This is a genomic window from Desulfonauticus sp. (genome assembly GCF_055126295.1).
Map to the genome: position 1 here is coordinate 21,250 of NZ_JBSRHE010000014.1, position 25,689 is coordinate 46,938.

24 protein-coding genes are annotated in these 25,689 nt (G+C 37.3%); 10 read left to right on the plus strand and 14 right to left on the minus strand.

Features of this window, described 5'->3' with window-relative positions:
* Window positions 1–7 precede the first annotated feature (7 nt).
* Entirely contained in the window at window positions 8–346 is a 339-nt protein-coding gene (locus tag ACTCIM_RS08815) for a tRNA-binding protein (protein WP_464280051.1), read from the minus strand.
* 81 nt (window positions 347–427) lie between these two features.
* Here ACTCIM_RS08815 and amrS point away from each other — a divergent pair, with 81 nt between their 5' ends.
* Window positions 428–1,447 carry an AmmeMemoRadiSam system radical SAM enzyme gene (gene amrS, locus ACTCIM_RS08820; protein ID WP_472315060.1) on the plus strand — a complete coding sequence of 340 codons (1,020 nt, stop codon included), beginning with the start codon at window positions 428–430 and terminating at the stop codon, window positions 1,445–1,447.
* Here the strand turns inward: amrS and ACTCIM_RS08825 are convergent.
* Window positions 1,444–1,986, minus strand: a complete 543-nt coding sequence (locus tag ACTCIM_RS08825) for a cob(I)yrinic acid a,c-diamide adenosyltransferase (protein WP_472315062.1) — start codon at window positions 1,984–1,986, stop codon at window positions 1,444–1,446. The genes amrS and ACTCIM_RS08825 overlap by 4 nt on opposite strands.
* Window positions 1,947–3,209 carry an amidohydrolase gene (locus tag ACTCIM_RS08830; RefSeq protein WP_464280052.1) on the minus strand — a complete coding sequence of 421 codons (1,263 nt, stop codon included), beginning with the start codon at window positions 3,207–3,209 and terminating at the stop codon, window positions 1,947–1,949. The genes ACTCIM_RS08825 and ACTCIM_RS08830 overlap by 40 nt, the downstream gene beginning before the upstream one ends.
* 145 nt (window positions 3,210–3,354) lie before the next feature.
* Here ACTCIM_RS08830 and ACTCIM_RS08835 point away from each other — a divergent pair, with 145 nt between their 5' ends.
* The 9 genes from ACTCIM_RS08835 (at window position 3,355) to ACTCIM_RS08875 (ending at window position 14,460) form a co-directional block, all read left to right on the plus strand.
* Complete coding sequence (locus ACTCIM_RS08835) at window positions 3,355–5,091, plus strand: hypothetical protein (RefSeq protein WP_472315064.1); 1,737 nt, start codon at window positions 3,355–3,357, stop codon at window positions 5,089–5,091.
* A complete protein-coding gene (locus ACTCIM_RS08840; protein WP_464280055.1) occupies window positions 5,088–5,618 on the plus strand; it encodes a hypothetical protein in 531 nt (176 codons plus the stop codon). The genes ACTCIM_RS08835 and ACTCIM_RS08840 overlap by 4 nt, the downstream gene beginning before the upstream one ends.
* On the plus strand, window positions 5,615–6,127 hold the full coding sequence (locus ACTCIM_RS08845; protein WP_464280056.1) for a hypothetical protein: 513 nt from the start codon (window positions 5,615–5,617) through the stop codon (window positions 6,125–6,127). Before ACTCIM_RS08840 ends, ACTCIM_RS08845 begins: the two co-directional genes overlap by 4 nt.
* Entirely contained in the window at window positions 6,117–8,051 is a 1,935-nt protein-coding gene (gene pilQ, locus ACTCIM_RS08850; RefSeq protein WP_464280057.1) for a type IV pilus secretin PilQ, read from the plus strand. The genes ACTCIM_RS08845 and pilQ overlap by 11 nt, the downstream gene beginning before the upstream one ends.
* A gap of 2 nt (window positions 8,052–8,053) precedes the next feature.
* Window positions 8,054–9,460 carry an ExeA family protein gene (locus ACTCIM_RS08855; protein ID WP_472315067.1) on the plus strand — a complete coding sequence of 469 codons (1,407 nt, stop codon included), beginning with the start codon at window positions 8,054–8,056 and terminating at the stop codon, window positions 9,458–9,460.
* Entirely contained in the window at window positions 9,461–11,158 is a 1,698-nt protein-coding gene (locus ACTCIM_RS08860) for a GspE/PulE family protein (protein WP_464280059.1), read from the plus strand.
* Between the two features lies 1 nt (window position 11,159).
* Window positions 11,160–12,392, plus strand: coding sequence for a type II secretion system F family protein (locus tag ACTCIM_RS08865; protein ID WP_472315070.1), 1,233 nt, complete (start codon window positions 11,160–11,162; stop codon window positions 12,390–12,392).
* Between the two features lie 2 nt (window positions 12,393–12,394).
* Complete coding sequence (locus ACTCIM_RS08870; RefSeq protein WP_472315073.1) at window positions 12,395–13,690, plus strand: sigma-54 interaction domain-containing protein; 1,296 nt, start codon at window positions 12,395–12,397, stop codon at window positions 13,688–13,690.
* 164 nt (window positions 13,691–13,854) lie between these two features.
* Window positions 13,855–14,460: an FmdE family protein gene (locus ACTCIM_RS08875; RefSeq protein ID WP_029967919.1), complete on the plus strand. Its 606-nt coding sequence runs from the start codon at window positions 13,855–13,857 to the stop codon at window positions 14,458–14,460.
* 51 nt (window positions 14,461–14,511) lie between these two features.
* Here ACTCIM_RS08875 and ACTCIM_RS08880 read toward each other — a convergent pair whose 3' ends face one another.
* From ACTCIM_RS08880 to murD, 11 genes are read right to left on the minus strand one after another with little or no spacing between them, the layout of a single operon-like run.
* Window positions 14,512–14,766 carry a DUF6899 family protein gene (locus ACTCIM_RS08880; RefSeq protein WP_029967921.1) on the minus strand — a complete coding sequence of 85 codons (255 nt, stop codon included), beginning with the start codon at window positions 14,764–14,766 and terminating at the stop codon, window positions 14,512–14,514.
* Between the two features lie 26 nt (window positions 14,767–14,792).
* Window positions 14,793–15,089 carry a MoaD/ThiS family protein gene (locus ACTCIM_RS08885; RefSeq protein ID WP_464280063.1) on the minus strand — a complete coding sequence of 99 codons (297 nt, stop codon included), beginning with the start codon at window positions 15,087–15,089 and terminating at the stop codon, window positions 14,793–14,795.
* Window positions 15,073–16,737 carry a radical SAM protein gene (locus tag ACTCIM_RS08890; protein WP_472315076.1) on the minus strand — a complete coding sequence of 555 codons (1,665 nt, stop codon included), beginning with the start codon at window positions 16,735–16,737 and terminating at the stop codon, window positions 15,073–15,075. The genes ACTCIM_RS08885 and ACTCIM_RS08890 overlap by 17 nt, the downstream gene beginning before the upstream one ends.
* An 8-nt stretch (window positions 16,738–16,745) precedes the next feature.
* Window positions 16,746–17,963, minus strand: coding sequence for a cell division protein FtsZ (gene ftsZ / locus ACTCIM_RS08895; RefSeq protein ID WP_029967927.1), 1,218 nt, complete (start codon window positions 17,961–17,963; stop codon window positions 16,746–16,748).
* Window positions 17,964–17,991: 28 nt separating this feature from the next.
* On the minus strand, window positions 17,992–19,218 hold the full coding sequence (gene ftsA / locus ACTCIM_RS08900; RefSeq protein ID WP_472315079.1) for a cell division protein FtsA: 1,227 nt from the start codon (window positions 19,216–19,218) through the stop codon (window positions 17,992–17,994).
* A 22-nt stretch (window positions 19,219–19,240) separates the two neighbouring features.
* Window positions 19,241–19,996: an FtsQ-type POTRA domain-containing protein gene (locus ACTCIM_RS08905; protein ID WP_029967932.1), complete on the minus strand. Its 756-nt coding sequence runs from the start codon at window positions 19,994–19,996 to the stop codon at window positions 19,241–19,243.
* Window positions 19,987–20,865, minus strand: a complete 879-nt coding sequence (gene murB, locus ACTCIM_RS08910) for a UDP-N-acetylmuramate dehydrogenase (protein ID WP_029967933.1) — start codon at window positions 20,863–20,865, stop codon at window positions 19,987–19,989. The genes ACTCIM_RS08905 and murB overlap by 10 nt, the downstream gene beginning before the upstream one ends.
* Window positions 20,862–22,223: a UDP-N-acetylmuramate--L-alanine ligase gene (murC, locus tag ACTCIM_RS08915; protein ID WP_472315081.1), complete on the minus strand. Its 1,362-nt coding sequence runs from the start codon at window positions 22,221–22,223 to the stop codon at window positions 20,862–20,864. The genes murB and murC overlap by 4 nt, the downstream gene beginning before the upstream one ends.
* Window positions 22,224–22,225: 2 nt before the next feature.
* Window positions 22,226–23,305 (minus strand): undecaprenyldiphospho-muramoylpentapeptide beta-N-acetylglucosaminyltransferase, encoded by a 1,080-nt coding sequence (murG, locus tag ACTCIM_RS08920; protein WP_464280069.1) that lies wholly within the window; start codon window positions 23,303–23,305, stop codon window positions 22,226–22,228.
* Window positions 23,302–24,399 carry a putative lipid II flippase FtsW gene (gene ftsW, locus ACTCIM_RS08925; protein ID WP_472315084.1) on the minus strand — a complete coding sequence of 366 codons (1,098 nt, stop codon included), beginning with the start codon at window positions 24,397–24,399 and terminating at the stop codon, window positions 23,302–23,304. The genes murG and ftsW overlap by 4 nt, the downstream gene beginning before the upstream one ends.
* Window positions 24,383–25,687 carry a UDP-N-acetylmuramoyl-L-alanine--D-glutamate ligase gene (gene murD, locus ACTCIM_RS08930; RefSeq protein WP_472315088.1) on the minus strand — a complete coding sequence of 435 codons (1,305 nt, stop codon included), beginning with the start codon at window positions 25,685–25,687 and terminating at the stop codon, window positions 24,383–24,385. Before murD ends, ftsW begins: the two co-directional genes overlap by 17 nt.
* Window positions 25,688–25,689 lie beyond the last annotated feature (2 nt).

Sequence of the window (25,689 nt, forward strand, 5' to 3'; positions counted from 1 at the left end):
CCAACTTTTAAGCCAATCTGGTCCCATTGGGAACCTTTTTTTCTGGTACAGCCAGCACCACTTCTCCCCCTTCTAAAATAAAGCCTGTAATCAAACACTCAGACTTAAAATCAGCAATTTGTTTGGGAGGAAAATTTACCACCCCTAAAACCTGTTTTCCCACCAATTCTTCTGGTGAGTAAAGTTTGGTAATCTGGGCACTGGACTTTTTTATCCCCACTTCCGGACCAAAATCCACCCACAATTTATAGGCTGGCTTTCTGGCTTTGGGAAATTCTTCCACTTTGACAATGGTCCCTGCCCGAAGCTCTACCTTCCAGAAATCCTCCCAGGAAATAGTTGTCATTTTTTCCTCCCACCTTGATTTTTTTCTTCAATAAAATTAAATATTAAATAAGTTTAATAAATTAAACCAAGGAGAGCAATAATGCATCCAGCTATTTTGTGGCGTCCTGTAAAAAATCTGGATATCCAGTGTGAAGCCTGCTCTCACTTTTGCTATCTAAAAGAAGGAGAAAAGGGCAAGTGTGGAGTAAGGATAAACCAAAAAGGTCGCCTGTATACTCTGGTCAAAGATAAAATTGCTGCCCTCAATCTAGACCCTGTAGAAAAAAAACCCCTTTTTCACTTTCTGCCAGGAAGCAAGACCCTTTCACTTGCCACCATGGGCTGTAATTTTGCCTGTATCTTTTGTCAAAATCACAGCTTATCTCAACCCCCTAAAAAAGATGGGACAATTTTGGGGGAAAATATTTCTGCTGACTCCATTTTGCAACTAGCCAAAGAAGAAGGGGCTTTGAGTGTTTCTTATACCTATTCTGAACCCACTATTTTTATCGAACTGGTCTTAGAAGTATCTAGAAAGGCCCAGGTGGAAGGCATAAAAAACATTTTAGTCACCAATGGCTATCAAAGTCCCAAGGCCCTGGAAGAACTAGGTCCTTACATTCAGGCAGCCAATGTGGATTTAAAAAGTTTTGCTGAATGTTTTTATCGAGAATATTGCCAGGCTTCCTTAAAAACAGTTTTAAACAACCTGGAACACATGAAAAAACTTGGCTGGTGGCTGGAAATAACCACCCTGGTCATTACTGAGCTAAATGATAGTCCTCAAGAATTAAAAAACATAGCCAGGTATATCCAGAATTACCTGGGAAAAGAAACTCCCTGGCATATCTCCCGCTACCATCCCAGCTATAAGCTAAACAACCCACCTACGCCCTTAAGCACTCTGGAAAAGGCCTATGAAATAGGTAAAGAAGTGGGACTGGACTATGTCTACCTGGGAAATGTACCCGGGCATATGAGTGAAAGTACCTATTGCCCTGCTTGTGGCAAAGTAGTTATAGCCAGAAGAGGCTTTACCCTGTTGGAGATTAATCTAAAAGAAGGAAAATGTGCCTTTTGTGATTACAAAATTGCAGGAGATTTTAGCAATCTCAACTAAAAATCTATCCCTTTTTTAGCTTTTACTCCCTTTTGAAAAGGATGTTTTACCTCTTTGATTTCTGATACCATATCCACTCTGGCCAAAAAATCTAAGGGAAAGTTCCTGCCTGTAAGCACTAAGTTTACTTCTTTTTGGCGGGCCAAGTCTATTATCTTTTCCACTTCTTCTGGTTTTATAACCCCTAAGTTCAGGGCATAAAAAATTTCGTCCAAAACCATTAAAAAGGGTCGTTCTGCAAACTTTTGTTCCAGCCAGGAAAAAACTTCCTTTATCTTTTGCCGTTGTTTCCTTTTATTTTCTTCGCTGCGAACAAACCCCAGGCCACAGGCCCAAAAGTCTTCCTTTAGCTGAGACTTAAGAAAAATCTGCTCTCCAGCTTGACCATCTCTTTTTAAAAATTGCAAAAAAACCACTCTAAAACCATGGCCTAAAGCCCTTATGGTTTGCCCTAAAGCTGCACTGGTTTTGCCCTTTCCTTCTCCGGTATAAACTAAAATCATCCCTTTCTTACCCTTTCCAAAATCCTTTGCACACACTCTCTGGCTTCCTCAATTATGTCCTCTTCTCCTTCTACCTTGCCCTTTTCCATTAAAACCTTACCGTCACAAATAACCGTATCCAGACAAGCGGGATTGGCAGAATAAACTAAATTGGAAATAAGGTTGTGGTTGGGCACCAATAAGTAGTGATTTAAATTGACCAACATCAAATCAGCAAGCTTTCCCTCCTTAATTTCCCCACTATCCAGCCCAAAGGCCCAGGCCCCTTGTTTCGTGGCCAAAGCAAAGGCTTCCTCAGCAGGCAAACTGGAAGGACTTTGGGCATAAATCTTGGCATTAAAAGAAGCAACCATCATTTCTTCAAACATATCCAGGTTGTTATTGGAAGCACAGCCATCTGTACCCAAGCTCAAGAAAACTCCCTTTTCTTTCATTGGGGCATAGGGGAAAAGCCCTGAAGCCAGCTTGATATTGGAAGAGGGAACATGAACTACTTTTACCTCTCTTCTGGCCAAAATCTCCATTTCCTCTTCATCTACCCAAATGGAGTGAGCAACCACCACCTTGGGTCCTAAAAAGCCCAGGGAATCTAAGTATCTTACAGGAGTAAGCCCATAAGTTTTTCTGCAGTCTTCTAATTCTTTTTTAGTTTCAGCCAGGTGGATATGAATAAACAGGTCCCTGGCCTGAGCAAAATCCTTTAACCAGAGCAAAGATTCTCTGGATACGGTATAAATGGCATGAGGACCAAGAATAAAAAACACTCGTTCACTATCCTGATTTTCAGCAAAAAATCGTTCTGTTCTCTCCTTGAAGTGTTTAGCTTTTTTATTATCATTAAAATCCACAAAAACAGTAGATAAGGCCGCCCTGATCCCCATTTCTTCTACAGCCTGTTTAGTGGCCAGAGGATGCCAGTACATATCACAAAAAAAAGTGGTTCCAGACTTTATCATCTCCAGACAGGCAAGCTTACTTCCTATATAGACATCTTCAAAAGTAAGTTTTTGCTCAAAGGGCCAGATGTATTGTTCAAGCCAGGTGTGCAAAGGTAAATCATCAGCATATCCCCGAAGCAAAGTCATGGCTGCATGAGTATGTACATTATGAAAGGTAGGCAAAGCAGCCTTATTTTTACCATCAATTTCCTGATCCACCTTTTCCTCTATATTCTCTGCAATTTTTACTATTCTATTTCCTTTGATTAAAATATCTACAGTTTTAAAATTCAGTTGCACCTTTTTTATTAAAATACTCACCTCTTTACTCCTTCAACTAAGCTATTGAGGCTCCTAATATCTTTTAGGCCTCTAGGTTGTCAAACTCTCCCCTTTTCCCAGAAAATTTTCTTTACTTTTCCCTGGAAATCACCTAAAAAATTAAGTTTAAATCAATATACCTAATATGAAACAAGAAATAAGCTCTACCCAAAAACTTATAGAAGGTCTAAAAGAAACCCAGGCGTGTAGATTACCACAATTTTTATCCCCTAAAAAATCCCTATTCTCTCTCACCAAAAACAAAGTAAATATTGCTTTAGATTTCAGGGAAACCTATCTGCTCGTCTGTGGCCTGCAAGAAGGAGACAGGCCTACACTTCTTTTTCTAGAAAAAATAATCTATCCCAAGGATATAAAAAAAAATACTCCAGAATTTACAGAGTGGTTTAAGTCCTTTACCAAAAAACTCCGCAAACACTATCCACAGGCCCTTTACTGGATTTTACTGCCAGCCAATGCTGTAAAAACCCTTTTGTTTACTATTCCCAGGGTCAACAAAAAGCTCCTTTCCAAAACAGCTAAAATGGCCCTAAAAAAACATCTGGAATTAAATCTGGAGGGCTTAACCTATGACTTTCAGGTTATAGGAAAAACAAGAGAGCGGGGAGTAGAAAAATTAGAAATATTTGCCTATGTAGTAGATAAAAAGGCCATAGAGCAAGCACAAGACCTGGCCAAAGCTGGCAAACTGCCTAATTTAGCCCTTACCAGTTATCAATTTTCCTTAGCAGACCTATTTATAAGACAAAAAGAAAAAAATATTGGTTATCTTTTTCTGGGTTCAGACTGGTCACGCATAGATATTTACAATCATGGACGGCTTATCTTTAACCGCGAAATCAAAACCGGATTTATTAGCCTGGTTGAAGAATTGCTTACCTACTTAAAAACTCAAAACCTTCTCTCTCCAGAGTTTAAACAAAACCAACTGAAAGAAATAACCCTGGAGGATGTAAAAAACTTTCTGGGCCAAAACAAAGACCCAGACAATCCACTTTATAGCACACAAATACAAAAGGAAGAAATTTTAGAAGCTCTTCAGCCTGCTTTAAACAGGCTTTTACTGCAAATTAAACGCTCTCTACAATACTATATAAGTAATTTAAATAAAAACAATGTAACTATAATCTACTTCTCAAGCATTTTTAACATTCCAGAGTTTATCTTAGAAGAACTTTCTAAAAATTTAGAAATAAAAATAGAGCCCTTAGCACCCATTACTAAAAAAATTGTAGATTCTGAGTTTAGCTGTGAGTTTAGCCTGCAGGAAGAAATGGACTTTGCTCCAGCTATTGGAGCCTGCCTAGACTCTGCTAAATGTATAAATTTTCTTCTTACTTCTAAAGACAAAAAACAAAAACGCCTGGAAAATTATTTACGCACTGGAACAAGTCTATTTTTTATTTTTATTTTTCTACTTCTATTTATCTTCCACCTTCAAGTAAGCCAGGAGATAAAAACAACCAGAGGAAAAATTGAAAACCTATCTAATATTTTAAACAATTCCAAGCCAATACTTTCTTCTGCTTTAATCCAGAAAAAACTACAGGAGTTAACTTTAAATCAAACAAAATTAAAAAATAATTTACATTTTTTGAAAAACATAGCTATACTTAAAGAGTTATCAGTTCTTACTCCTAAGGACATAAAATGGACTAAACTTGATTTTAACCAACAAACCATATCCTTAGAGGGAGTTATTCTCTTAGAGCCAGAACAGGCAGAATTAGGATTGGCCAACTATCTATTGAAATTAAAGGATTCTCCTTTTATAAAGAAAACAACTATCACTAATAAATACTTTAAGCCTGTAGAGAATCAAAAGGCTATGGCCTTTGAAGTAGAGCTGGAATTAAAATGAGTAAAGTAAACTTAGAAAATCTTCCTTTTGGCTTAAAAATAATAGTAGCTCCTTTAAGCATTTTTCTTCTTTTAAGTCTTATTTTTTATTTATTTTTCTTAAGGCCAGAAGTAAAAGAATTAAAAAACTTAAAAAATGAGTTAGAAAATCTTGAATATAAGGTAAAATTTCAACAAGATTTTTTACCCTTATTTGCCAGACTAGAGAGTGAGATAAAAAAAATTGACAAGGACCTAAGTATTATAGAGTTTAAGCCAATCAGTATAAGAGATTTTAAAGAAGAATTACAAAAAAAATGTACAGACTATAATTTAAACTTAATTTATCTAAAACCTGACTTTAATTTAACAGAAAATAATCAATTAAAAATAGAAGTAGCCATACGCGGAAATTTTGAAAATTTTTTAAAATTTTTAGAAAATTTTCTAAAACTTGGTTATATCCGTAAAATAGATGCATTAAAACTGAATAAAGAACTGGACACCTTAAACATAGAATTTACCTCTTACATAGAAGTAAGCTCATGACTAAGAGAGAAAAAATTATCCTTAGCTTGGCTGGAATAGCCCTTTTATACGGCTTATATCATTTTATATTTGCCACACCTCCCAGGGAGTCCAATTCTAATGGGGAAAGAATTAACTTTTCCCCTTTAAAAACACAACTTATTAATTCCTTAAGCAAAATTAATTTAACCCCTGAAGAAAAAAGAATGTATTACCTGTTGAAGTTAAAAGAAATAAGAGATCCCTTCTGGTACGAACTAAAGGAAGCAAAGGTCCAAGCTCCATCTAATAATGAAGTGAGTTCTGCTGTTTTCAAATTTACAGGCTATCTCTTTCTGGGGTCCAAGCGATTTGCCATTATCAATGGTCGAGAGTATGCAGAAGGAGAACCCCTGGAAGAAAGTGGTTTTTCTTTACTAAAGGTGTCTAGAGATTATATACTGGTAAAAGGCCCAGGCAAAGATAATATTTTAAAAATACCTTTCTGGGATATTTTAGAAATAAAGAGTGGACCAAAAAATGAACAATAAATGGATAATTTTTCTCTGTTTTCTCTTGGTTTTGGGATGTAGTTCCAAAAAGCCAGAAAAGGACCCTTTTTTTGATCAGTGGAGGACCTTAGCCAAAGAAAGCTTAGGCCATTCACCCAGTCCTTCTCTAAAAAAGGTAGAAATAGAAAAAGGCCTTAAGCTGGCTTCTCCCCCTACTACTAAAAAAGCTTCTCCAGCTTTACCTACTTTTCCCGTAAGCCTTAAAATGCGCGATACAGACATAAAAGCTATCATTCAAGCGCTAGCCAAGGCAGCCAGACAAAACATTATCCTTAGTTCCAACCTGGCAGGTAAAATAAATGTCAACATTGAAAAGGTGCCCTGGAACCAGGCTTTTGAGGCTTTACTCAAAGCCAATGGTTTAACTTACACTTGGGAAGGTAATATTATCAGAGTGATGTCCAAAGAGGATTTTGCCCGCGACCTGGCCATAGAAGAAATAAAAACCCAGAAAGAAGCACAAGAAGAAGCCAAAAAACAAATCTCTCCCCTCATTACCCAGGTGATAAAAATAAATTTTGCAGATGCCAATAGCTTACAAAAGGTTTTAAGTTCTCTGCTTACCAAGGACAAAGAGGGAAAATCCAGAGGAAGTATTGTAGTAGATAGTCATACCAACTCTCTGGTCATTCAGGCTACAGAAGAAGACTTACAAAAAATAATTAAAATGATTGGAGTATTGGATAAACCTACAGACCAGATTCATTTAAAAGCCTATATTGTGGAAGCCACCAGAAATGTAGCTAGAGACCTGGGAATCCAGTGGGGTGGAAAGTGGTTTAGCCAAATAAACAATAAGGACCAAATTGGCATCCAGGGCCCCATAGGCTCAGACAGTGGAGATGCCTTTGGCACGGGTAGAAGTGGCAATAGTTTTGGCTTTAACTTCCCCACAGGCCAGGTTACTGGCTCCTCTGTATCCACTCTAGGTGCAGGTTTAAATATCTTAATTGGCAATCCTGCTGAAAACATCTTAGAAATGCAACTCTCAGCCTTGGAAGCAGAAGGGAAAATAAACATTCTTTCCAGTCCTTCCCTTACCACCATGGACAATCACATGGCTTTTACTGAAAATGGTCAGAAGGTGCCCTATGTTACCTATGAAGATGGAGATAAGGAAGTAAAGTTTGAAGATGCAGTCTTAAGACTGGAAATGACTCCCCATGTCATTAATGAAGATTATTTAAAAATGGAAATAAAAGTAAAAAAAGATGAAGTGGACTTTTCTGAAGAGAAAAAAGTAGATGGCAATCCCACTATTTATAAAAAGGAAACCCAAACTTCACTTATTGTGGGCAATGGAGAAACCATTGTTATTTCAGGATTAAGCAAACAAACCTTACAGGATAGTATCTCTGGTATTCCTGGCTTAAAAGACATTCCTGGTTTGGGCTATCTCTTTAAAGGAGATAGCAAGAGCAAGAAAATGGAAGAAATTCTCATTTTTATCACTCCTACTATTTTAAAACGCAAGTCTGAGTTAGCTAAAGAAGTTTCTCCCACCCTGAGTCCAGAAGACCTGGAACAACTAAAACCTACCCATGACCCCAGAGCCCAAAAGTGGCTGGCAGAAAGTAAAAAGTATTTGCAGGAAAAAAATTATAAAGAAGCCTTGCGCACGGCCTATCTGGCTTTAAGTTTAGATCCTGGTTTGGTGGAAGCTTACTTAAATGCCGCTCAGGCCTATCTGGCCCAGGCTAAGCCCCAGAAAGCCTTAAAAGAATGCAACAAAGCTCTTATCCTGGCTCCCAGCTGGCCTTCAGCCTATAATGTTAAAGGAGAAGTACTGGAAAAACTGGGTTATCCCCAAGAGGCTTTAAAATTCTATCAAAAAGGCTGTGCCCTGGAAGATGATTCTGCCTGTGAAAACCACAAACGACTATTTTACCAGCTAACAGGATAGGCATGAGTTATTACACTCTTTTCAATTTAACCAAAGAGCCCTTTGCCAACACCCCTGACCCTGCTTTTTTATACCAATCAAAAATTCACAAATCCTGCCTTCAACAGCTCCAGTTAAGTTTGGAATTAAAAAGAGGGCTAAATCTGGTCATCGGCCAGGTAGGTACGGGCAAGACCACCTTATGCCGTAAGCTTTTAACCATCCTTTTAGCAGACCAACGCTTTGTAGTAGGTCTTATTTTAGACCCGGCCTTTGAATCTCCTGAAGAGTTTTTACAAGAAATATACTCTGTTCTCTATCCGCAAAAAAAAGCCCCCTCTTCTTCCAGAACTTTAAAAGAAGAAATAAAAACAAGACTCTTAGAACTGCAACAAGAAGGAAAAACTCCTGTTATTCTTATTGATGAGGGGCAAAAAACTCCTATTTTTATTTTAGAAACCTTAAGAGAGCTTTTAAACTTTGAAACCAACGAAAATAAGCTCTTACAAGTAATTATTTTTGCTCAAGAAGAATTTTTACCAGTTTTAGAGGAAAGAAAAAATTTTAAAGATCGCATCCATCTAACGCTCTATCTCACTCCCTTAAATTTAAGAGAAGTAAAAAATTTTTTACAGTACAGATTAAGAGTAGCTGGAGCAGATATTTTTACAGCCAATTCTCTATTTACCTGGCCTGCTATATACTACCTAAAAAAATACAGCCAGGGTTATCCAAGAAAACTCATTCATCTGGCCCACAAAAGCCTTTTACAGGCAACCATAAGTAACAAAGACAGAGTATCTTGCTCTGAAGTAAAGGCTATAGTTAAAAGAGAAAAACTAACCTATCCCAAATCTAGAAAAATTCTAATAGTTACAGGCACTTTTTTAGTGTTTCTCTTAACTTTATCCTTTTTTCTTCCTCTAAAAAACTTTTCTACTCTTAAGACTAGCTCCAGCAACTTCCCCAAAAAAGAATTTTTTTTACCAGCTTCTTTGGGTAGCATAGAAATCAAAGAAGGTTATGTGCCTGTAAAAATATTATCTAGGATTTATAATCTAAACAACCTGGAAGAGATAAAAATATTTTTTCCTCACTTACTTAAAGTAAATCCTAAACTAAAGGACCTCAACAGCGTATATCCAGGACTGAATTTAAATATACCTGCCCGTCCCTTTTTAACCCTAAAAAAAGAGGTGTCTTTTGACTACGTATATAAAGGTAAAAATCTGGAAGACCTTTTTCAATTTTCTCTACTAAATGACCCTGAAAAAAAACTATACCTTTTTTTATGCTTTCAAAAACCAAAAGAAACCCAAGTAAATTTTTATCTTATAAAAAGAAATTCTTCTCCTCTAAAAGATAATTTACTATCTCTGCCTGCCGGAACTGTTATCTTTAACCATCTTCCCCTAAAAGAGGTAAGTTAAATGGCTTTAATAAACAAGAAAATAGGAGAGATTCTAGTAGAAGAAGGTTTAATCAGTCAGGGAGAACTGGAAAATATTCTTAAAAATCCTCCCAAAGAAAAACTGGGGGAATATCTGATTAGTTTAGGTCTAATAAAAGAAAAAGACCTGGCCCAGGTGCTAAGTAAACAGACAGGATTGCCTATTTTTGATCCTCATAAGTTTCCCATTGATCCAGCTCTTGCCCAAATTTTACCCTTGGATCTGGTACAAAAGCACAAAGTTATTCCTTTAAAACTGCAAGGGCGTATTTTAACTTTAGGCATGGTAGACCCTCTGGATATGGAAGCAGTAGATGCCATTGAGATATATACCAATAAAGAAGTAGACCCTGTTGTTTGCACCCCCACTCAATTTGAGCAAATTACAGCCACTCTTTATGGAAGTAAAAAAGAGCTGGATGAAATTATTGAAGAAATAGATGACTTAGAAATAGCTCAAGGAGATGAAGTAAAAAGAGAAGAAGATGAATTGGAAATTTCCAGTTTAACTGGTCTAGCTGAAGAAGCACCAGTAGTCAGATTGGTTAATTCCATTTTAAGCCAGGCCATAAAAGAGCGTGCCAGTGATGTCCATTTTAGCCCGGAAAGGGATCATGTGCAGCTTCGCTTCCGCATAGACGGGACCCTTTACGAAAGGCCAGCCCCACCCAGAAAAATGTTTCTGGCCATAGCCTCTAGAATAAAAATTCTAGCCAATATGGATATTGCCAATACCAGAATACCGCAAGATGGACGCTTTACTATAAGATTAGAAAATAAAGAAATAAATGTCCGTGTTTCCTCCCTTCCCACCATTTATGGAGAAAACATTGTTCTTCGCCTTCTGGATATGAACCGTAACATTTCTTCCCTAGAAGAACTGGGGATGGAGCTAGAAGACCAGGAAAAGATAAAAAAAATTATTTTAAATCCCTATGGAATGATTCTGGCTACAGGCCCTACAGGAAGCGGTAAATCCACTACTCTTTATGCCATTTTATCCCTTATAAACAAGCCAGATATCAATATCATCACCTTAGAAGACCCTGTAGAGTACAGAATGGCCAGTGTACGCCAGGTCCAATTAAACCGTAAGGCCGGCATGACCTTTGCCAGTGGCTTGCGCTCCATATTGCGCCAGGACCCAGATGTAATCATGGTAGGAGAAATAAGGGATCTGGAAACAGCGCAAATTGCCACTCAAGCCGCCCTTACAGGACATAAGCTTTTAAGTACCATTCACACCAATGATGCAGCTAGTGCCATCACTCGTTTCATTGATATGGGAATAGAGCCCTTTTTAGTAGCTTCTTCCCTGCTTGTTTCCATTGCCCAGAGATTGGTGCGCAAAATATGTCCCTATTGCCAGGAAGAATATTCTCCAGACCCCAAAATAATCCGTTACTTGGGTTTAGATAAGGAACCCATCAGCTTTAAACGCGGAAAAGGGTGTATACAGTGCCATCATACTGGATTTATCGGCCGTATTGGGGTATATGAAATACTTATCAATGACGAAGAAGTACAGGAAATGACTCTAAAAAACCTCTCTTCCAAACAAATTACCAGACAGCTAGTGCAAGAAGGGAAACTGCGCACTTTACAGCAAGATGTGCTAAATAAAGTAAAAAAAGGTATAACCACTCCAGAAGAAGCCCTAAAGGTATTTATTGCTTGATATGGCTAAATTTTATTACCAGGCCCTAAATGAAAACGGGAATTTAGTAGAAGGAAGTATTTCTGCATCTTCTTCTGAAGAAGCGGAAGTACTTCTCTTAGAAAAAAATTTATACCCTCAAAAAATAAAAAAAGAAGAAGAAAAGTCACTTTCAGACCAAGCTACTCTGTGGCAAAAAATAAAATCCACTCTTTTTAAACTAAAAACACCTGAGTTAATTATTTTTACCAAACAATTTAGAACCATGTTTAAGGCAGGTCTTCCAGTGGTAGAAATTTTTTCTATTCTGGAAAACCAGGTGGAAAATATAAAATTAAAAAAAGCAATTATCCAGATGTCTCAAGATATTAAAGAGGGAAAAACTCTTTTTCAGGCCTTTTCCAAACATCCTAAAATATTTTCCCACCTTTATTGCGCTATGATTCGGGCAGGTGAAACCAGTGGTTCTCTGGTAGAAGTAATGGACAGGCTTTGTTATCTTTTAGACCACGAATACAAGGTAAAACAAGATATAAAATCAGCTCTACAATACCCAATAATCGTACTGGTTGCCCTTACAGGCGCTTTCTTTTTCCTATTAACTTTTGTTATACCCAAATTTGTTCTTATTTTTAAAAATGCTAGGATAACTCTACCCCTTCCCACTGTAATGGCTTTAAACCTATATCACTTTATCGTAGATTATTGGTATGTTTGCATTTTAGTAATTATGTCTATAATTACAGGATTTTACCTCTACTTTAAAACTGAATCAGGAAAAATCGCCAGAGACACCTTTTTACTCAAAATGCCCCTAATAGGTCCTGTGTTTCAAAAAGCTGCCTTATCTAGATTTTCAAGTATTTTTGCCATTTTGCAGGCAAGTGGAATCAGCGTTCTGAATTCTCTGGATATCCTTATCGGAACCATTGGCAATGCAGCTATTGCTGCAGAATTTGCTAAATTAAAAGAGAAGCTTAGAGAAGGAATGGGCATATCAGGCCCTTTAAGGTCAGCACGCTTTTTCACTCCCATGGTTATCTCCATGATAGCTGTGGGCGAAGAAACTGGAAATTTAGATGAGATGTTAACAGAAATCTCCAAACACTATGATGAAGAAGTGGCCTATGCTGTTCAAAAAATGGCTACCAATATTGGTCCTATTTTGATTGTGGGCCTGGCTGCTGTGGTAGGCTTTTTTGCCTTAGCCATTTTTATGCCCATGTGGGATTTGACCAAAATGGCCAAAATGTAAAAATGTTCAAAAAGATAATTCACCAGCTTAAATCTACTAAATTTTTCATACCCGCAGAGGTATCCATTGCAGTAATTCTAGCAGGTATGTCCTTTCTTTTCTTTTTTGCTGGTCTATTTTTAGGTAAATATCCTCTGTGGTTAAAAATATCATCTGGTGTGTTTGTTTTCTTTATTATTTTTATTTTAACCATTATTTTAATTAAAATAATTCTACATCCCATAGACAAATTTATAAAAAAAGTTAGTCCCATAATTGAAATAGAACCAGGAAAGGAAAAAGAAGAAAAAAGTGAATTTAAATACGAATACTTTTTTAATCGCTTAACCAGGTCCCTGACTCAAGTAGAAAAAGAAGAACTTTTTCCCAATATAATCTGTAAAAGTGAAATAATGCGTCAAATATTAAAACAAGTGGCCACTATTGCCAGTACTGATACTACAGTTCTAATCCTAGGAGAAAGTGGTACAGGAAAGGAATTGATTGCTGAAAATATCCACACTCTAAGCAAAAGAAAAAATGGCCCCTTAATAAAGGTAAACTGTGCAGCTCTGCCTAAAGAACTCATTGAAAGTGAACTCTTTGGTTATGAAAAAGGAGCTTTTACTGGTGCCACTTCTTCCAAACCTGGTAAGTTTGAGCTTGCCCATAAGGGCACCATTCTTCTGGATGAAATAGGGGATTTACCCTTAGAACTACAGGGAAAACTTTTAAGAGTTCTTGAAGACAAACAGGTAGAAAAGTTAGGAGGGAAATATCCTCGCCCAGTGGACATAAGAATTATTGCTGCTACCAACAAAGAATTAAAGATCATGGTTCAGGAGGGAAAATTTCGAGAAGACCTATATTACCGACTAAGTGCCTTTCCCCTTTATCTTCCACCTCTAAGGCAACGCAAAGAAGATATCCCTCTTTTAGCTGAGTACTTTTTAAAACAAAATTTTCCACAAAAAAAATTATCTCCCAAGTCCTTACAAGTGTTAAACAATTACTCCTGGCCAGGAAATGTGCGTGAATTATTCAATGTCCTGGAACAGGCAGCCCTAATTTGCCCGCAAGAAGAAATTTTACCAGAACACCTGAATATCTCCAGGGAACAAAGTCCCGAACAAACCTCTTCTCTTCCCTTTTCTAACCTAGATGAACACCTGCAAGAAATAGAAAAACAACTTATTGTACAGGCTCTTAAAGAAGCCAGAGGAGTACAAAGAGAAGCAGCTAAACTCCTGGGCATAAAGGAAAGGAGCCTTTGGCATAGAGTAAAAAAATATGCCCTTGACCCCAACAAATTTAAATAAAAACACCTTTTACCCCCCTCCAACCCTATCTTAATCTTACCACAACTTCACCTAACGCCTTACAAAAAGTATATCTTTTTTAAAAAAGACCTTGACAAATTATCAAATCATATAGATATATGGAAATATATAAATAACATATTATAACCATACGGGAGGTCATCATGCAATTAGAAGAACTTTATGAAATGGGACTAAAGTTTCATGGCCACAAGTGTCCTGCTATGCCCTTAGGAATCAGGGCAGGTTTAGCAGCTATGAAGGTCTTGGGAGTGGAAAGGGCCAAAGATAAAGAACTTATGGTCATTTCTGAAACCGGAAAAGGCCATGCTGCGGGTTGTTTTTTAGATGGCATCATGGTGGCTACAGGCTGTACCTATGGAAAATCCAATATCCAAAAACTCTATTACAACAAAATGGCTTTTACTCTGGTTGATGCCCAAAAAGGAAAAGCCGTACGAGTGGCCTTAAAAGCAGATTTTTTTGAAAAGGCCTTAAATTCTCCCTTTGTTCAAAAAAGAAAACAAGGTATCCCTCCTCAAGATATTGAGCCTGAAATAGCCAATCCTTTAGTGGAAAAGATTTTAAAAATGCCTGAGGAAAACTTCCTGGAAATAGGAGATATTTTTGACTTTGAAGTAAAAAAAGGAAAAGCTGTTTTCACAGCTAAAAAATGCACTAAATGTGGAGAGCTTACTTTTGTAAACAAACTAAGAGTACTGGAAGACGGTAGCGAAGTTTGTATTCCCTGTAGTGGTTATAAGGAATAATTTATTCTTTGCAGCAGCGGACAAAAAAATATTTGTTCGCTGCTGCCAATTTTAAATATCACCATTTTCTAAGATCTTCTTTTCTTCATAAGGAACAAGTTTTTTTCTATACCATTCCAGTTTAGCATGCTCCATAGCTGAAGAGCACATGCTTAAATTGGCATAACTCTCTCCAATTTTTTCAATCACCAGGGAACTAAGCTTATAAATACAATAATTAAGCTCTCCTTCACTCTCTACATTTTTAGCTATTTCTTTTAAAAAAGAATCAAAGAGTTTTCTTCTTTCCTTTTTTATATAGGGCATAGACACTCCTTGTAAAAAAAATAAACTTAAGTGGAAGAACCTTTATGTTTACAATCTCTGATTCCTAAAAGATGCCGATAAGGACCTGGAGTGCCAGGAGGCACCAGGGCCACTCTATCACCATCTTTTAACTTGGTGTCAAAGGATTTTACCTTTCCATTTACAAATACCCCTTCCACTTCTTCTTCCTTAATATCTAATAATTCCAAAATATCTTTAGGAGTTGCTTCTTCTTTTAATTCTAAGATAGCGTTTTGACAGGGTATATTATTTTCCCTGAGTTTAAACAATAAAAAACCAAAGGCATTAAAGGTGATTTTCATCTAGCTCTTCCTCTTTATAAAATTTTTTTAAACCACAACGAGCACAAGGTTCACAACCCTTTAAACACTTAGGGCTTTGTTTTCCTCTTTTAAAATCAAGATACTCCTTATACAGGTAAGCTTTATTTACCCCCATGTCTATATGCTCCCAGGGAAAACTTGTTTGTAAACCTTTCTCTCTGGTATAAGGATCCAATTTTTCTCTACAATTTTTATAGGCCCTAACCCAGGAATTAGTTTTTAAAGCTTCTTCTAAAAAGAAAAATAGCTTCTCATCTCCTCTGGCCAGAATCCCCTGTATCCTGGATAAAAGAGGATTTTCCAGGCTCACCTTTGTCCTGGGAAATTTGCCAATTATTTGTTTAAACCTTTTAGCTCTTTTTTCCAGTTCTCCTTCTTTAAGCAACTCTATCCACTGCAAGGGAGTCCAGGGTTTAGGGACCAGAAAACTTACACTTACACTTATTAAATCCAATCCTTTTTTCCGTTTTCCCTTACCCCTAGCTCTAGCTTCTTCTATTTTGAAAAAAAAATCTTCCAATTCTAAAAAGTCTTCTTCTGTTTCTTGAGGAAATCCTAAAATAAAATATAGTTTTAAATTATTAAATTGTAGTTTGGAAATATGCTCTACTACTTCTAGAAATTTTTTCTCTGAAAATTTTTTATTAATGGATTTTCTAATTTTTTTACTTATTCCTTCAACTGCTAAAGTAATACTTCTGGTACCTGTTTTTCTCAAAAAATAAAGAAACTCAAAATCTAAACTATTTACTCTTAGAGAAGAGAGGGAAAATTTTATTTTTTTATCTTGTAGCCAGAAAAGAAATTCTTTTAAATAAGGCCAATCAGTAAGAGCAGTACCTACCAGCCCAACTTTACGCGGTTTTATATCTTCCACTATTTTTTTAGCTTCTTCAACTCTAATTTCTCTAAAAGGACGATAGATAAACCCAGCAGCACAAAACCTACATCCATACAAACATCCTCTATTTATTTCCAACAAAAGAGTATCTGGGAACGCACTTCGGTCAGAAATAAACAAGGAATAACTGGGGCTAAATCTATCTTGTACGCAAATAGCCCGTTTGGCCTTTTTATCTAGGGTAAGCACATAAGGAGATTTTAAAGCAACATTTAATAAATCTTGCTTACTACCTTGTTTTAAGTAGGTGTCTTTTAGACCTTTTAATAATTGAACAAATTTTTCTTCTCCTTCTCCTACAAAGGCAAAATCCAGAGTCCCAAGAAAAGGATAGGGATTTAAAAAACAAAGAGGACCTCCCCCAATTATAAGGGGGAAGTCCTCTCCTCTGGCTTCTGACTTTAAGGGAAGATTTAACTCTCTTAAAAACTTTAAAAAAGGCAAAATATCTAATTCAAAGTTTAAACTAAAACAAATAACCGGGAAGGAGGAAAGGGGAGTATTGTTTTCCACAGAAAACAAATCTTCTTTTCTCCCCTGTCCGTAAAAGCTTTCTACAACAAAGTCATCTTCTTCGCTTAACTCCTTATATATTCTCTGCCAGCCCAAAGTGGAAAACGCCAGACTTTCCTTTTCCGGAAAAACAATAGCTACTGGCAGTCGTCCACCCCATTCTTTTAGTGCATTTTTTAATTTGGGGTAGATAACACTCCTTTTTTTCTTCATTAACCTAATTAATCAGCCTGCATACGAATAAAAGAGGGAATTTCAAATTCATCATCATCAAAAACAAAATCTTCTTTGGAATTTTCTTCCATTTGCTCCTGGAGTTCTGTAGATGCTACTTTCCCCCGCCTGAGATAAGCTGGAATACGCAGATCTTCCTCGTTTTCCACATTAACTTTTACCTTTCTAGACTTTTTCAGGCCCTGCTCTTTATATTTTTTGGCCTCAGAAATAGAAGTAACCTTATCTTCTCCCTGCCCACTTTCATCATTGTGCTCAATACCAGTAGCAATAACAGTAATTCTTAATTCATCTCCAATATTTTCATCTATTACAGCACCAAAGTAAATTTTTGCATCTTCGTGAGCAGCCTCATGAATAATATTAGCAGCTTCACTTACTTCATCTATACCAATATCAGGACCACAACTAACATTCATTAAAATACCTCTAGCTCCTTCAATAGAAATATCTTCAAGCAAAGGACTGGTAATTGCTTTCATAGCTGCTTCTCTTGCTCTGCTTTCACCTTGAGCGATTCCAGTACCCATCATGGCCAGTCCCATTTCTCCCATCACAGCCTTTACATCAGCAAAATCAAGGTTAATAAGGCCTGGGACCATAATCAAGTCAGATATACCCTTAACTGCATAATATAATACTTCATCTGCTTTTTTAAGCATTTCAATAAAAGAAGCTTTTTTAGAGGCTAAAGTAAGTAAACGGTCGTTAGGAATAACAATCAAGCTGTCTACGACCTTTTTTAAATTATTTACTCCTGCTTCAGCCTGTTTAATGCGTCTTTTTCCTTCAAAATAAAAGGGCTTAGTGACTACAGCTACAGTCAAGGCTCCCATTTCCTTAGCTATTTCGGCAATCACTGGCGCTGCCCCAGTTCCTGTACCACCGCCCATACCAGCAGTAACAAAAACCATATCACTGCCTTCTAATACCTCTTTTATCTTATCTGCGCTCTCCAGGGCAGCCTCTCGACCTACTTCAGGGTTGGCTCCAGCCCCTAAACCCTTAGTAAGTTTTTCACCCAGCTGGATTTTAAACTCAGCCTTGGACTTCTTGAGGTCCTGCAAGTCAGTATTGGCAGCAATAAAGGTAACTCCTTTCATGGCCGAACAAATCATGTTGTTTACGGCATTACCACCTCCACCACCAACACCTACTACTTTAATTTTAGCATTACCTTCCATTTCTAATTCCAAAAACTCCATAAGTTCCTCCTTCCCTTTAAGTTAAAATTTAACTTATATCAGAAAGCCATTTTTTCATGCGCCCTAAAATACGATTAAAAATATTTTTATCCCTTATCCTAAATCTGCTGGCCTCATGCTGTTTTTCAGACCCATATTTTAATAAACCTACTGCTGTAGCATACATGGGGCTATTAACCACATCCTTTAATCCCCCTACCCCAATGGGTTCACCTACCCTGGTAGGTAAATTAAAGATCTGCTCTGCCAGGTCCTGTATACCTTCAATTAAAGCCGCCCCTCCTGTTAATACAACTCCAGCTGCAATAGATTCTTTAAAGCCAGAACGAACTAATTCCTGGTCTACCAAAGCCAACAATTCTTCCATTCTTGGTTCACAAATTTCAGCCAAGATATGTCTAGACAACTTACGAGGTGCTCTCCCCCCTACACTGGGAACTTCTATTATTTCTGCATCTTGCACCAAATCTGCCAAAGCACATCCATATTTGATTTTAATCTGCTCTGCAGCAGCCATAGGAGTACGCAGGCCAAAGGCAATATCATTGGTCAGATTAGTCCCTCCAATAGCCAAAACGCCAGTATGCCGAATGGAATCATTGGAAAAAATAGCAATATCAGTGGTACCTCCTCCAATATCCACCAAAGCAACCCCGATTTCCCGTTCTTCTTCTGTAAGTACTGCCTGGGCAGAAGCCAAAGATTCCAGGACAATGTCTTCAACATCTAAACCTGCCCTATGGCAAGAACGCACAATATTTTGGGCACTACTAACAGCACCAGTGACAATATGCACCTTTACTTCCAACCTCACCCCAGCCATTCCCAAAGGGTCCATAATCCCCCTTTGTTCATCCACAATATACTCCTGGGGTAAGATATGTATTACTTCCCGATCCAGAGGAATAGCCACAGCCTTAGCTGCATCTATTACTCTATCCACATCTCTGGAACTTACCTCTCCACCTTTAACTGCAATTACTCCATGACTATTAAATCCCTTGATATGACTGCCGGCAATGCCTGTATAGACGCTTCGAATTTCCCTTCCAGCCATGAGTTCTGCTTCTTCTACTGCCCGTTTAATGGATTTTACAGTCTGATCTATATTCACCACCACCCCTTTTCTAAGCCCGGTAGAAGGACTGGTGCCTATACCAATAACATCTACTCCTTCTGAAGTTATCTCCCCCACCACACAACAAATCTTAGTAGTGCCCAAATCCAAACCTACAATTAAATTGTCTTTGGCCATAAAAAAGCTCCTTGCTTATACTTCAGTGGACATAACTAACCCATGCCCTGTTGCCAGCTATCTTCACTTCTCTTACCCTATCCAATTCTTTTTTTAACTTTAAATCCATAAAGACCTTTTTTAAAAAAGTTATTTCTCCTTCCAGCCCTTTTCTTTCCAGAGAAATCCATAAATTATAACCATCAATAAAAAGCCTTACCTCTTTACCTTTTACCTTTATTCCCCCAATCTTCTGCCAGGAAAAGGGAAAACTTTTTTCTCTTAAAGCAAGCACAATGGGCTTTAAGGAAATATTGTCTCTTTTCACTAACAAAGGTAAAGACAGATATTTTTTAGGATTTAGAATATCTATTTTATCTCCATTTATATCTGCATAAAAAATTTTATCACTGTCTTTTAACAAGAAAAAAGGTTCCTTTTCTTTTATTTCAATACTTAGTTTATCTGGAATAGTTCTCTTAATTATGCTTTCATAAACCCAAGGATTTCTTCTTAGCTTTCTATTAAGCTCAGATATATTTAAACTAAATAAGTTATCACCAAGCCTAAGTCCAAGATAAGAAGTTATATCATTGTAGGTAAGCATTTCATTACCTTTTATTTCTATTTTTTTCAAAGAAAAATAATCCATAGTGGTTATTGTGTAATATAATTTCAAAACAATAAAAGAACCTATAGCCACAAAACTAATAGCTAAAAACAGGGTAAAAAGCAAAGAAAATATATCTAAAGTTCTTCTTTTTCTCTTATATTTTTTACTGGTTAAACTTACTGCCATTTTATTAACTTTACTTCTGGCTCCAAAAGAATATCTTTTTGTTTAAATACTTCTTCCCTGGCCATATCTATAAGAGTAAAAGCATCTGTAGGATTTCCCTGTCCCAAATTTATTAAAAAATTGGCATGCTTTTCGGAAAAAGCCATACCACCTAAAACCTTTCCTCTAAAGCCACATTCCTCTAAAATTTTACCTGCACTAACTTCTTTATTGGGGTTTTTAAACACGCAGCCTGCACTGGGATATGCTAGAGGTTGTCTATCCTTTTTCTCTTTGTACCAATATGTTATTTTTTCCTTTACCAGACTCTTACTTACCTTTCTCAACCTTAGCCTGAGATTAACAACCAAAAAGAACTCATAGCCACAGTTAAAATAACGATACCCTAAAGCAACTTTATCTTTGGAAAGCTTGATTTTTCCTGTCTCAGCAGTCCATATCTCCACTTCTTCCCAGACCTCTCCTATTTCGCTACCAAAGGAGCCTGCATTCATGGCTACAGCTCCTCCCAAACTGGCAGGAATACCTGCTAAATTTTCCAAACCACTCCAGCCTTCCCTAACACAAACCTGAAGTAGCCTGGGCAAAGAAAAGGAAGCATCCACTCCAATAGTTATGCTTTCCTTATCTTCCCTGAGTACCTGTAAATTCCTTTTTTTAGGCAACCACCTTACTAAAAGCTGATTTATCTTTTCAGCAAAAATAAGATTACTTCCCCTGCCCAGAACCAGAAAAGGTTCTTGTTTTTCCTGAAGTTGGCAAATAAAGTCCAGATCTCTTTCTTCTTCTAAAAGATATAAATAAGTTCCCTTGCCCGGGAGCCTAATAGTAGCCAGTTTTTTTAAGTCTGGTTCTTTTATAATTCTCATTGTAAACCTAAAAACTTCTCCCCTATGGTATAAACACTACCCGCCCCTAAGGTGATAAACAAATCTCCTGGTTTCAAAATATCTTCCAGTTTATTTTGCACCTCTTCAAAGGTTTCAAAAAACAGGACCTGCTTTCCCATTTGCTTGATCCCCTGGGCTAAAGTAAGGCCACTTACTCCAGGAATGGGAGTTTCAGAAGCAGGATATATCTCGGTGAGTAAAAGCAAGTCTGGTTTGGATAAAACCTTGCAAAACTCTCCAAACAAGGCCTGGGTACGAGTAAACCGGTGGGGTTGAAATAAAACCACCAATCTTCTTTCTGGAAAACAAAGGCGCGCAGTATTTAAGGTAGCTTCTATTTCTGTAGGATGATGACCATAATCATCCACCACGATTATTCCCTTTTTTTCTCCTTTGATTTCAAAACGCCTTCCCACTCCTTTAAAAGAAGAAAGTCCCTTAAATATGTCTTCTGGCTGAATACCAACTTCTAAGGATATACCAATGGAAGCAAGAGCATTTAAAACATTGTGTTTACCTGGATGAGGCAAACTAACTTCACCCAGATTTTTACCTTTATAAAGCACTCTAAAACAACTTCCCTGTTCACAATGAACTATTTTAGCCTGTAAGTCATTTTCTTCAGAAAAACCATAAGTAATTACTGGCCTTTTTACCAGAGGTAAAAGGGACCTTATATTCTTATCATCTCCACATACTACATTTAAACCATAAAAAGGAACTTTATTCATAAACTGCAAAAAGGCTTCTTTTATCTCTGTTATATCTTTATAAAAATCAAGATGGTCTGCATCAATATTGGTTACAATGTTAAAAATGGGAAACAAACACAAAAAAGAACCATCTGACTCATCAGCTTCAGCTATTAAATATTCTCCACTTCCCAAAACTGCATTGCTACCAAAAGCGTTTAATCTACCTCCAATAATAACAGTAGGGTCAAGACCTGCTTCTTTAAAAATAGTACCCAAAAAAGAAGTAGTGGTGGTCTTGCCATGAGTGCCAGCCACAGCAATACCCACCTTTAAACGCATCAATTCAGCAAGCATTTCTGCTCTGGGAATAATGGGAATTTTTCTTTTTTTAGCAGCAATAACTTCAGGATTATCATCCTTAACTGCAGTGGAGCGCACCACCACCTGAGCCTCTCCTAGATTTTCTGCTCTATGGCCAATAAAAATCTTTGCCCCCAGGGATTGTAAGCGTTTTACACTAGCACCTTCTTTTAAGTCAGAGCCGCTCACCTCATAACCAAGATTTAAAAGCACTTCAGCAATGCCACACATTCCTGAACCGCCAATACCAATCATGTGAATTTTTTTGATTTTAATTTTCACTGCTAAGCTCCTTGGATTAACCCTTCTATCTCTTCTAGAATCTTTTCTGAGGCTCTGTTTTCGCCCAACTTTAAACTATTTTCAGCCATCTGGCGCAATTTGGCAGGACTTTCCAAATAGTCAATAACCAGGGAAGCAAAATTTATTTCCTGTAAGTAAGGCTGTAAAACCACCAAAGCTGCTCCTATCTTTTCCAAGGCTTGAGCATTTTTTAATTGATGGTCATAGGCAGCATAGGGATAGGGTACCAAAATACTGGGTCTTTTTACTGCACAGAGTTCAGCAATGGTAGAAGCTCCAGCTCTACAAAAAACCAAATCAGCAAAGCTGTAGGCTTCTGTCATGTTGTCAATAAAGGCCTCCACCTTTGCTTCTGGATAAATATTTACATACTCTTTTTTTACCCATTCATAATCTCTAGGACCAGTTTGATGCCAGATGTTTATTTTTTGTTTTTTAAATTCTTTTAAATACTTAACTACAACTTTATTGAGAACAGTGGCTCCCTGACTACCACCCAAAATTAAAAGATTTTTAGAGCTAAAGTCTTCCTTAAAGGAAACTTTTTTTATCTCTTGTCGAATGGGATTTCCGGTAAGCACTGTCCTATCTTTAGGAAAAATGCCAAACTCATCAGGAAAAGAAAGAAACACCCTATTTACTTTTCTGGCCAAAAGCCTATTAGTCAGGCCAGGAAAGGAATTTTGCTCATGAATGGCCCTTTTTAGCCTTAAGATATGAGCAGCATACACTGGAGCAAATCCCGCATAACTGCCAAAGCCTACCACAACCTGAGGCTTAATCTTTTTCAGCCAGTAAATACTTTGAACAAGGGCCAGACCCAGGCCAGTAAGCTGAACAATCCCCTTTATGCCCCTGCCCATTATGCCTCGTACTGGAAGTCCCCTAAAGGCAAAGCCCTTTTCCTGCACAATCTTACCTTCAGGTCCATACTTACCCCCCATAAAGACAATTTCACACTCAGGATATTTTGCTTTTATTTCTTGAGCTAAAGCTAGAGCAGGAAAAATATGTCCTCCTGTTCCTCCAGTGGAAAGGACTATTTTTTCCAATCTTTTCAACTTTGACCTCGCTTGCTTAAATTTAAAAGTAATCCTACCAAAGTAAAAGACAACAAAAGATTACTTCCTCCATAACTTATAAAGGGCATGGGTATTCCCTTGGGTGGTACAACGCCAAGCACCACTCCCAGATTCAAATACATATTCCAGAGCAAGATAAACCCTGCCCCAAAGGCCAGCAACCTTCTCTCCAGGTCCTGTTGTCGCAAAAAAATCACTATCCAGCGCCAAAAAATCAAAAGAATTAAGACAAAAATTAAACTTAACCCCCAGAACCCCAGTTCCTCTCCCAAAATAGACAAAATAAAATCATTATGAGCTTCTGGTAGATAAAAAAACTTTTGTTTACTCTCTCCCAAACCAACTCCCCAGATTCCCCCATTAACCAAGCCATAAAAGGACTGAATAAGTTGATAGCCACTATCATAAGGGTCCTGGAAGGGGTTTAAAAAGGCCTTAATCCTTTCCAAACGATAAGGAGCTTGCAATACAGCCAGAACCACTCCGCCAATTCCCAATCCTAAAAGTCCTCCAAAATAGCGTAGAGGTACTCCTCCCACAAAAGCCAACCCCAAAAACACGCTCAGTAAAAATACAGCTCCACCAAAATCCGGTTGTAAAAAGAGGAAGGTGCAAAAAGCAAGAGTCAAGACCAGAGGTGGAAGTATTCCTACTGAAAATTTATCAATTTTATCCTGTTTAAATCCATAAAAATAGCTAAGATATATAAGCAAAGTAAATTTTACAAACTCTAGAGGTTGAACAGAAAAATAGTGAAAATAAAGCCAGCGCCTGGCTCCACCAGCACTTTTACTCCAGGGAGAAAATAGAACCAAACTTAAGAGCAAAATAGACACAAATATAAATATATACCTCATTTTAAAAAAAAGATTTATATTTATTTTATAAGTAACAAGCATAACTAAAACACCCACAGCCATAAAAACAGCCTGTCTAGTTAAGTAGGAAAACTTACTTTCGCTTAGAACAGAACTGGAACTAAAAATCATAGTCAAACCAATAACACACAGTATAAGTACAGAAAATAAAAGTATATTATCATATAAAAAGTAATTTTTATACTTCTTTACCATCACTAAATATCTCTTTTACCAGACGTTTAAATTCTTGTCCTCTCTCCTTATAGTCTTTAAACAAGTCAAAACTTGCTGTTGCTGGAGAAAGTAAAATATTTTCTTTAATTCCTATTTCTGCTTTTAACAGCAAAAGACTTTCCTTTAGAGAGGGAGTCCAGGACATATCTACCAGGTCAGAAAAGGCTGCTTCAAAAATTTCTTTACTTTCCCCAAAAAGATAAACCTTCTTCACTTTTTGTTGAATCAAACTTCCAAGTAAGGTTAAATCTCCGCCCTTAAAAACCCCTCCGCAAAAAAGCCTTATGGGCTCTGATACACTTTCCAGTGCCACTCTAAGAGAATCTACAGTAGTAGATTTTGAATCATCAATAAAATAACAATCTTGCCATTGCCAAAAGTATTCTAACCTATGCGCAGGAGGCCTAAAATCCTGTATGTAGTCCTGAAATTCCTTTTCAGATAATCCCAGGTAATTTAAGGCTAGATAAGCTGCTTCTAAATTTTCCTGATTGTGTTTTCCTTTTAAATATTTATTTTTAAATTTATCTCTAGCTACAAAATAAATGCGTGAAGATTTAAAGTTGTATTTTTCCAATTTATCTTTAAAAATAAAAGGTAATATAGCCAGGTCCTTTTCTTTTTGCTTTCTAAAAAGATTTAATTTTGCTTCCCAATATTCTTCTAAATCTAAATGAAAATCCAAGTGATTGGGGGAAAAGTTGAGTAAAATTCCTATCTGGGGAGAAAAGGAGTTGCAATTTTGCAACTGAAAACTACTTACTTCCAGTACCAGATAATCTACTTCCTCTCCACTCAGCAAATATTCACTGAGAGGAGTTCCCAGATTTCCTCCAGCAAAAACCCGCTTTCCCCATTTTTTTAAAACATGTTCCAGAATCAAAGTTGTAGTGGTTTTACCATTGGTACCTGTTACCGCAATAATGGGCTTGTCCACAAACCAGAAGGCCAGTTCCAGCTCTGAGTAAACAAAGGTCTTTGGATCTAGATAGCTTTCCAGATTTCTCTTATTCACTCCAGGGCTTAAAATAAGCATATTCAGCCCTTGAAAGTCTTCTTTAGCATGCTGCCCAACTTTTAACCTTACCCCCAGAGTATCTGCTAAGCTTTTCACCTCTTCCCTGATTTTAGCAGGGTCCTGCTCCAGCCAAACTATTTCTGCGCCTAGCCTGGCAAGTAGTTTTACCGCTCCCTGCCCGGAGCGACCACAACCAACCACTCCCACTCTATGACCCTTTAATTGACCTGGAAAAATCAACTGGCGCATAC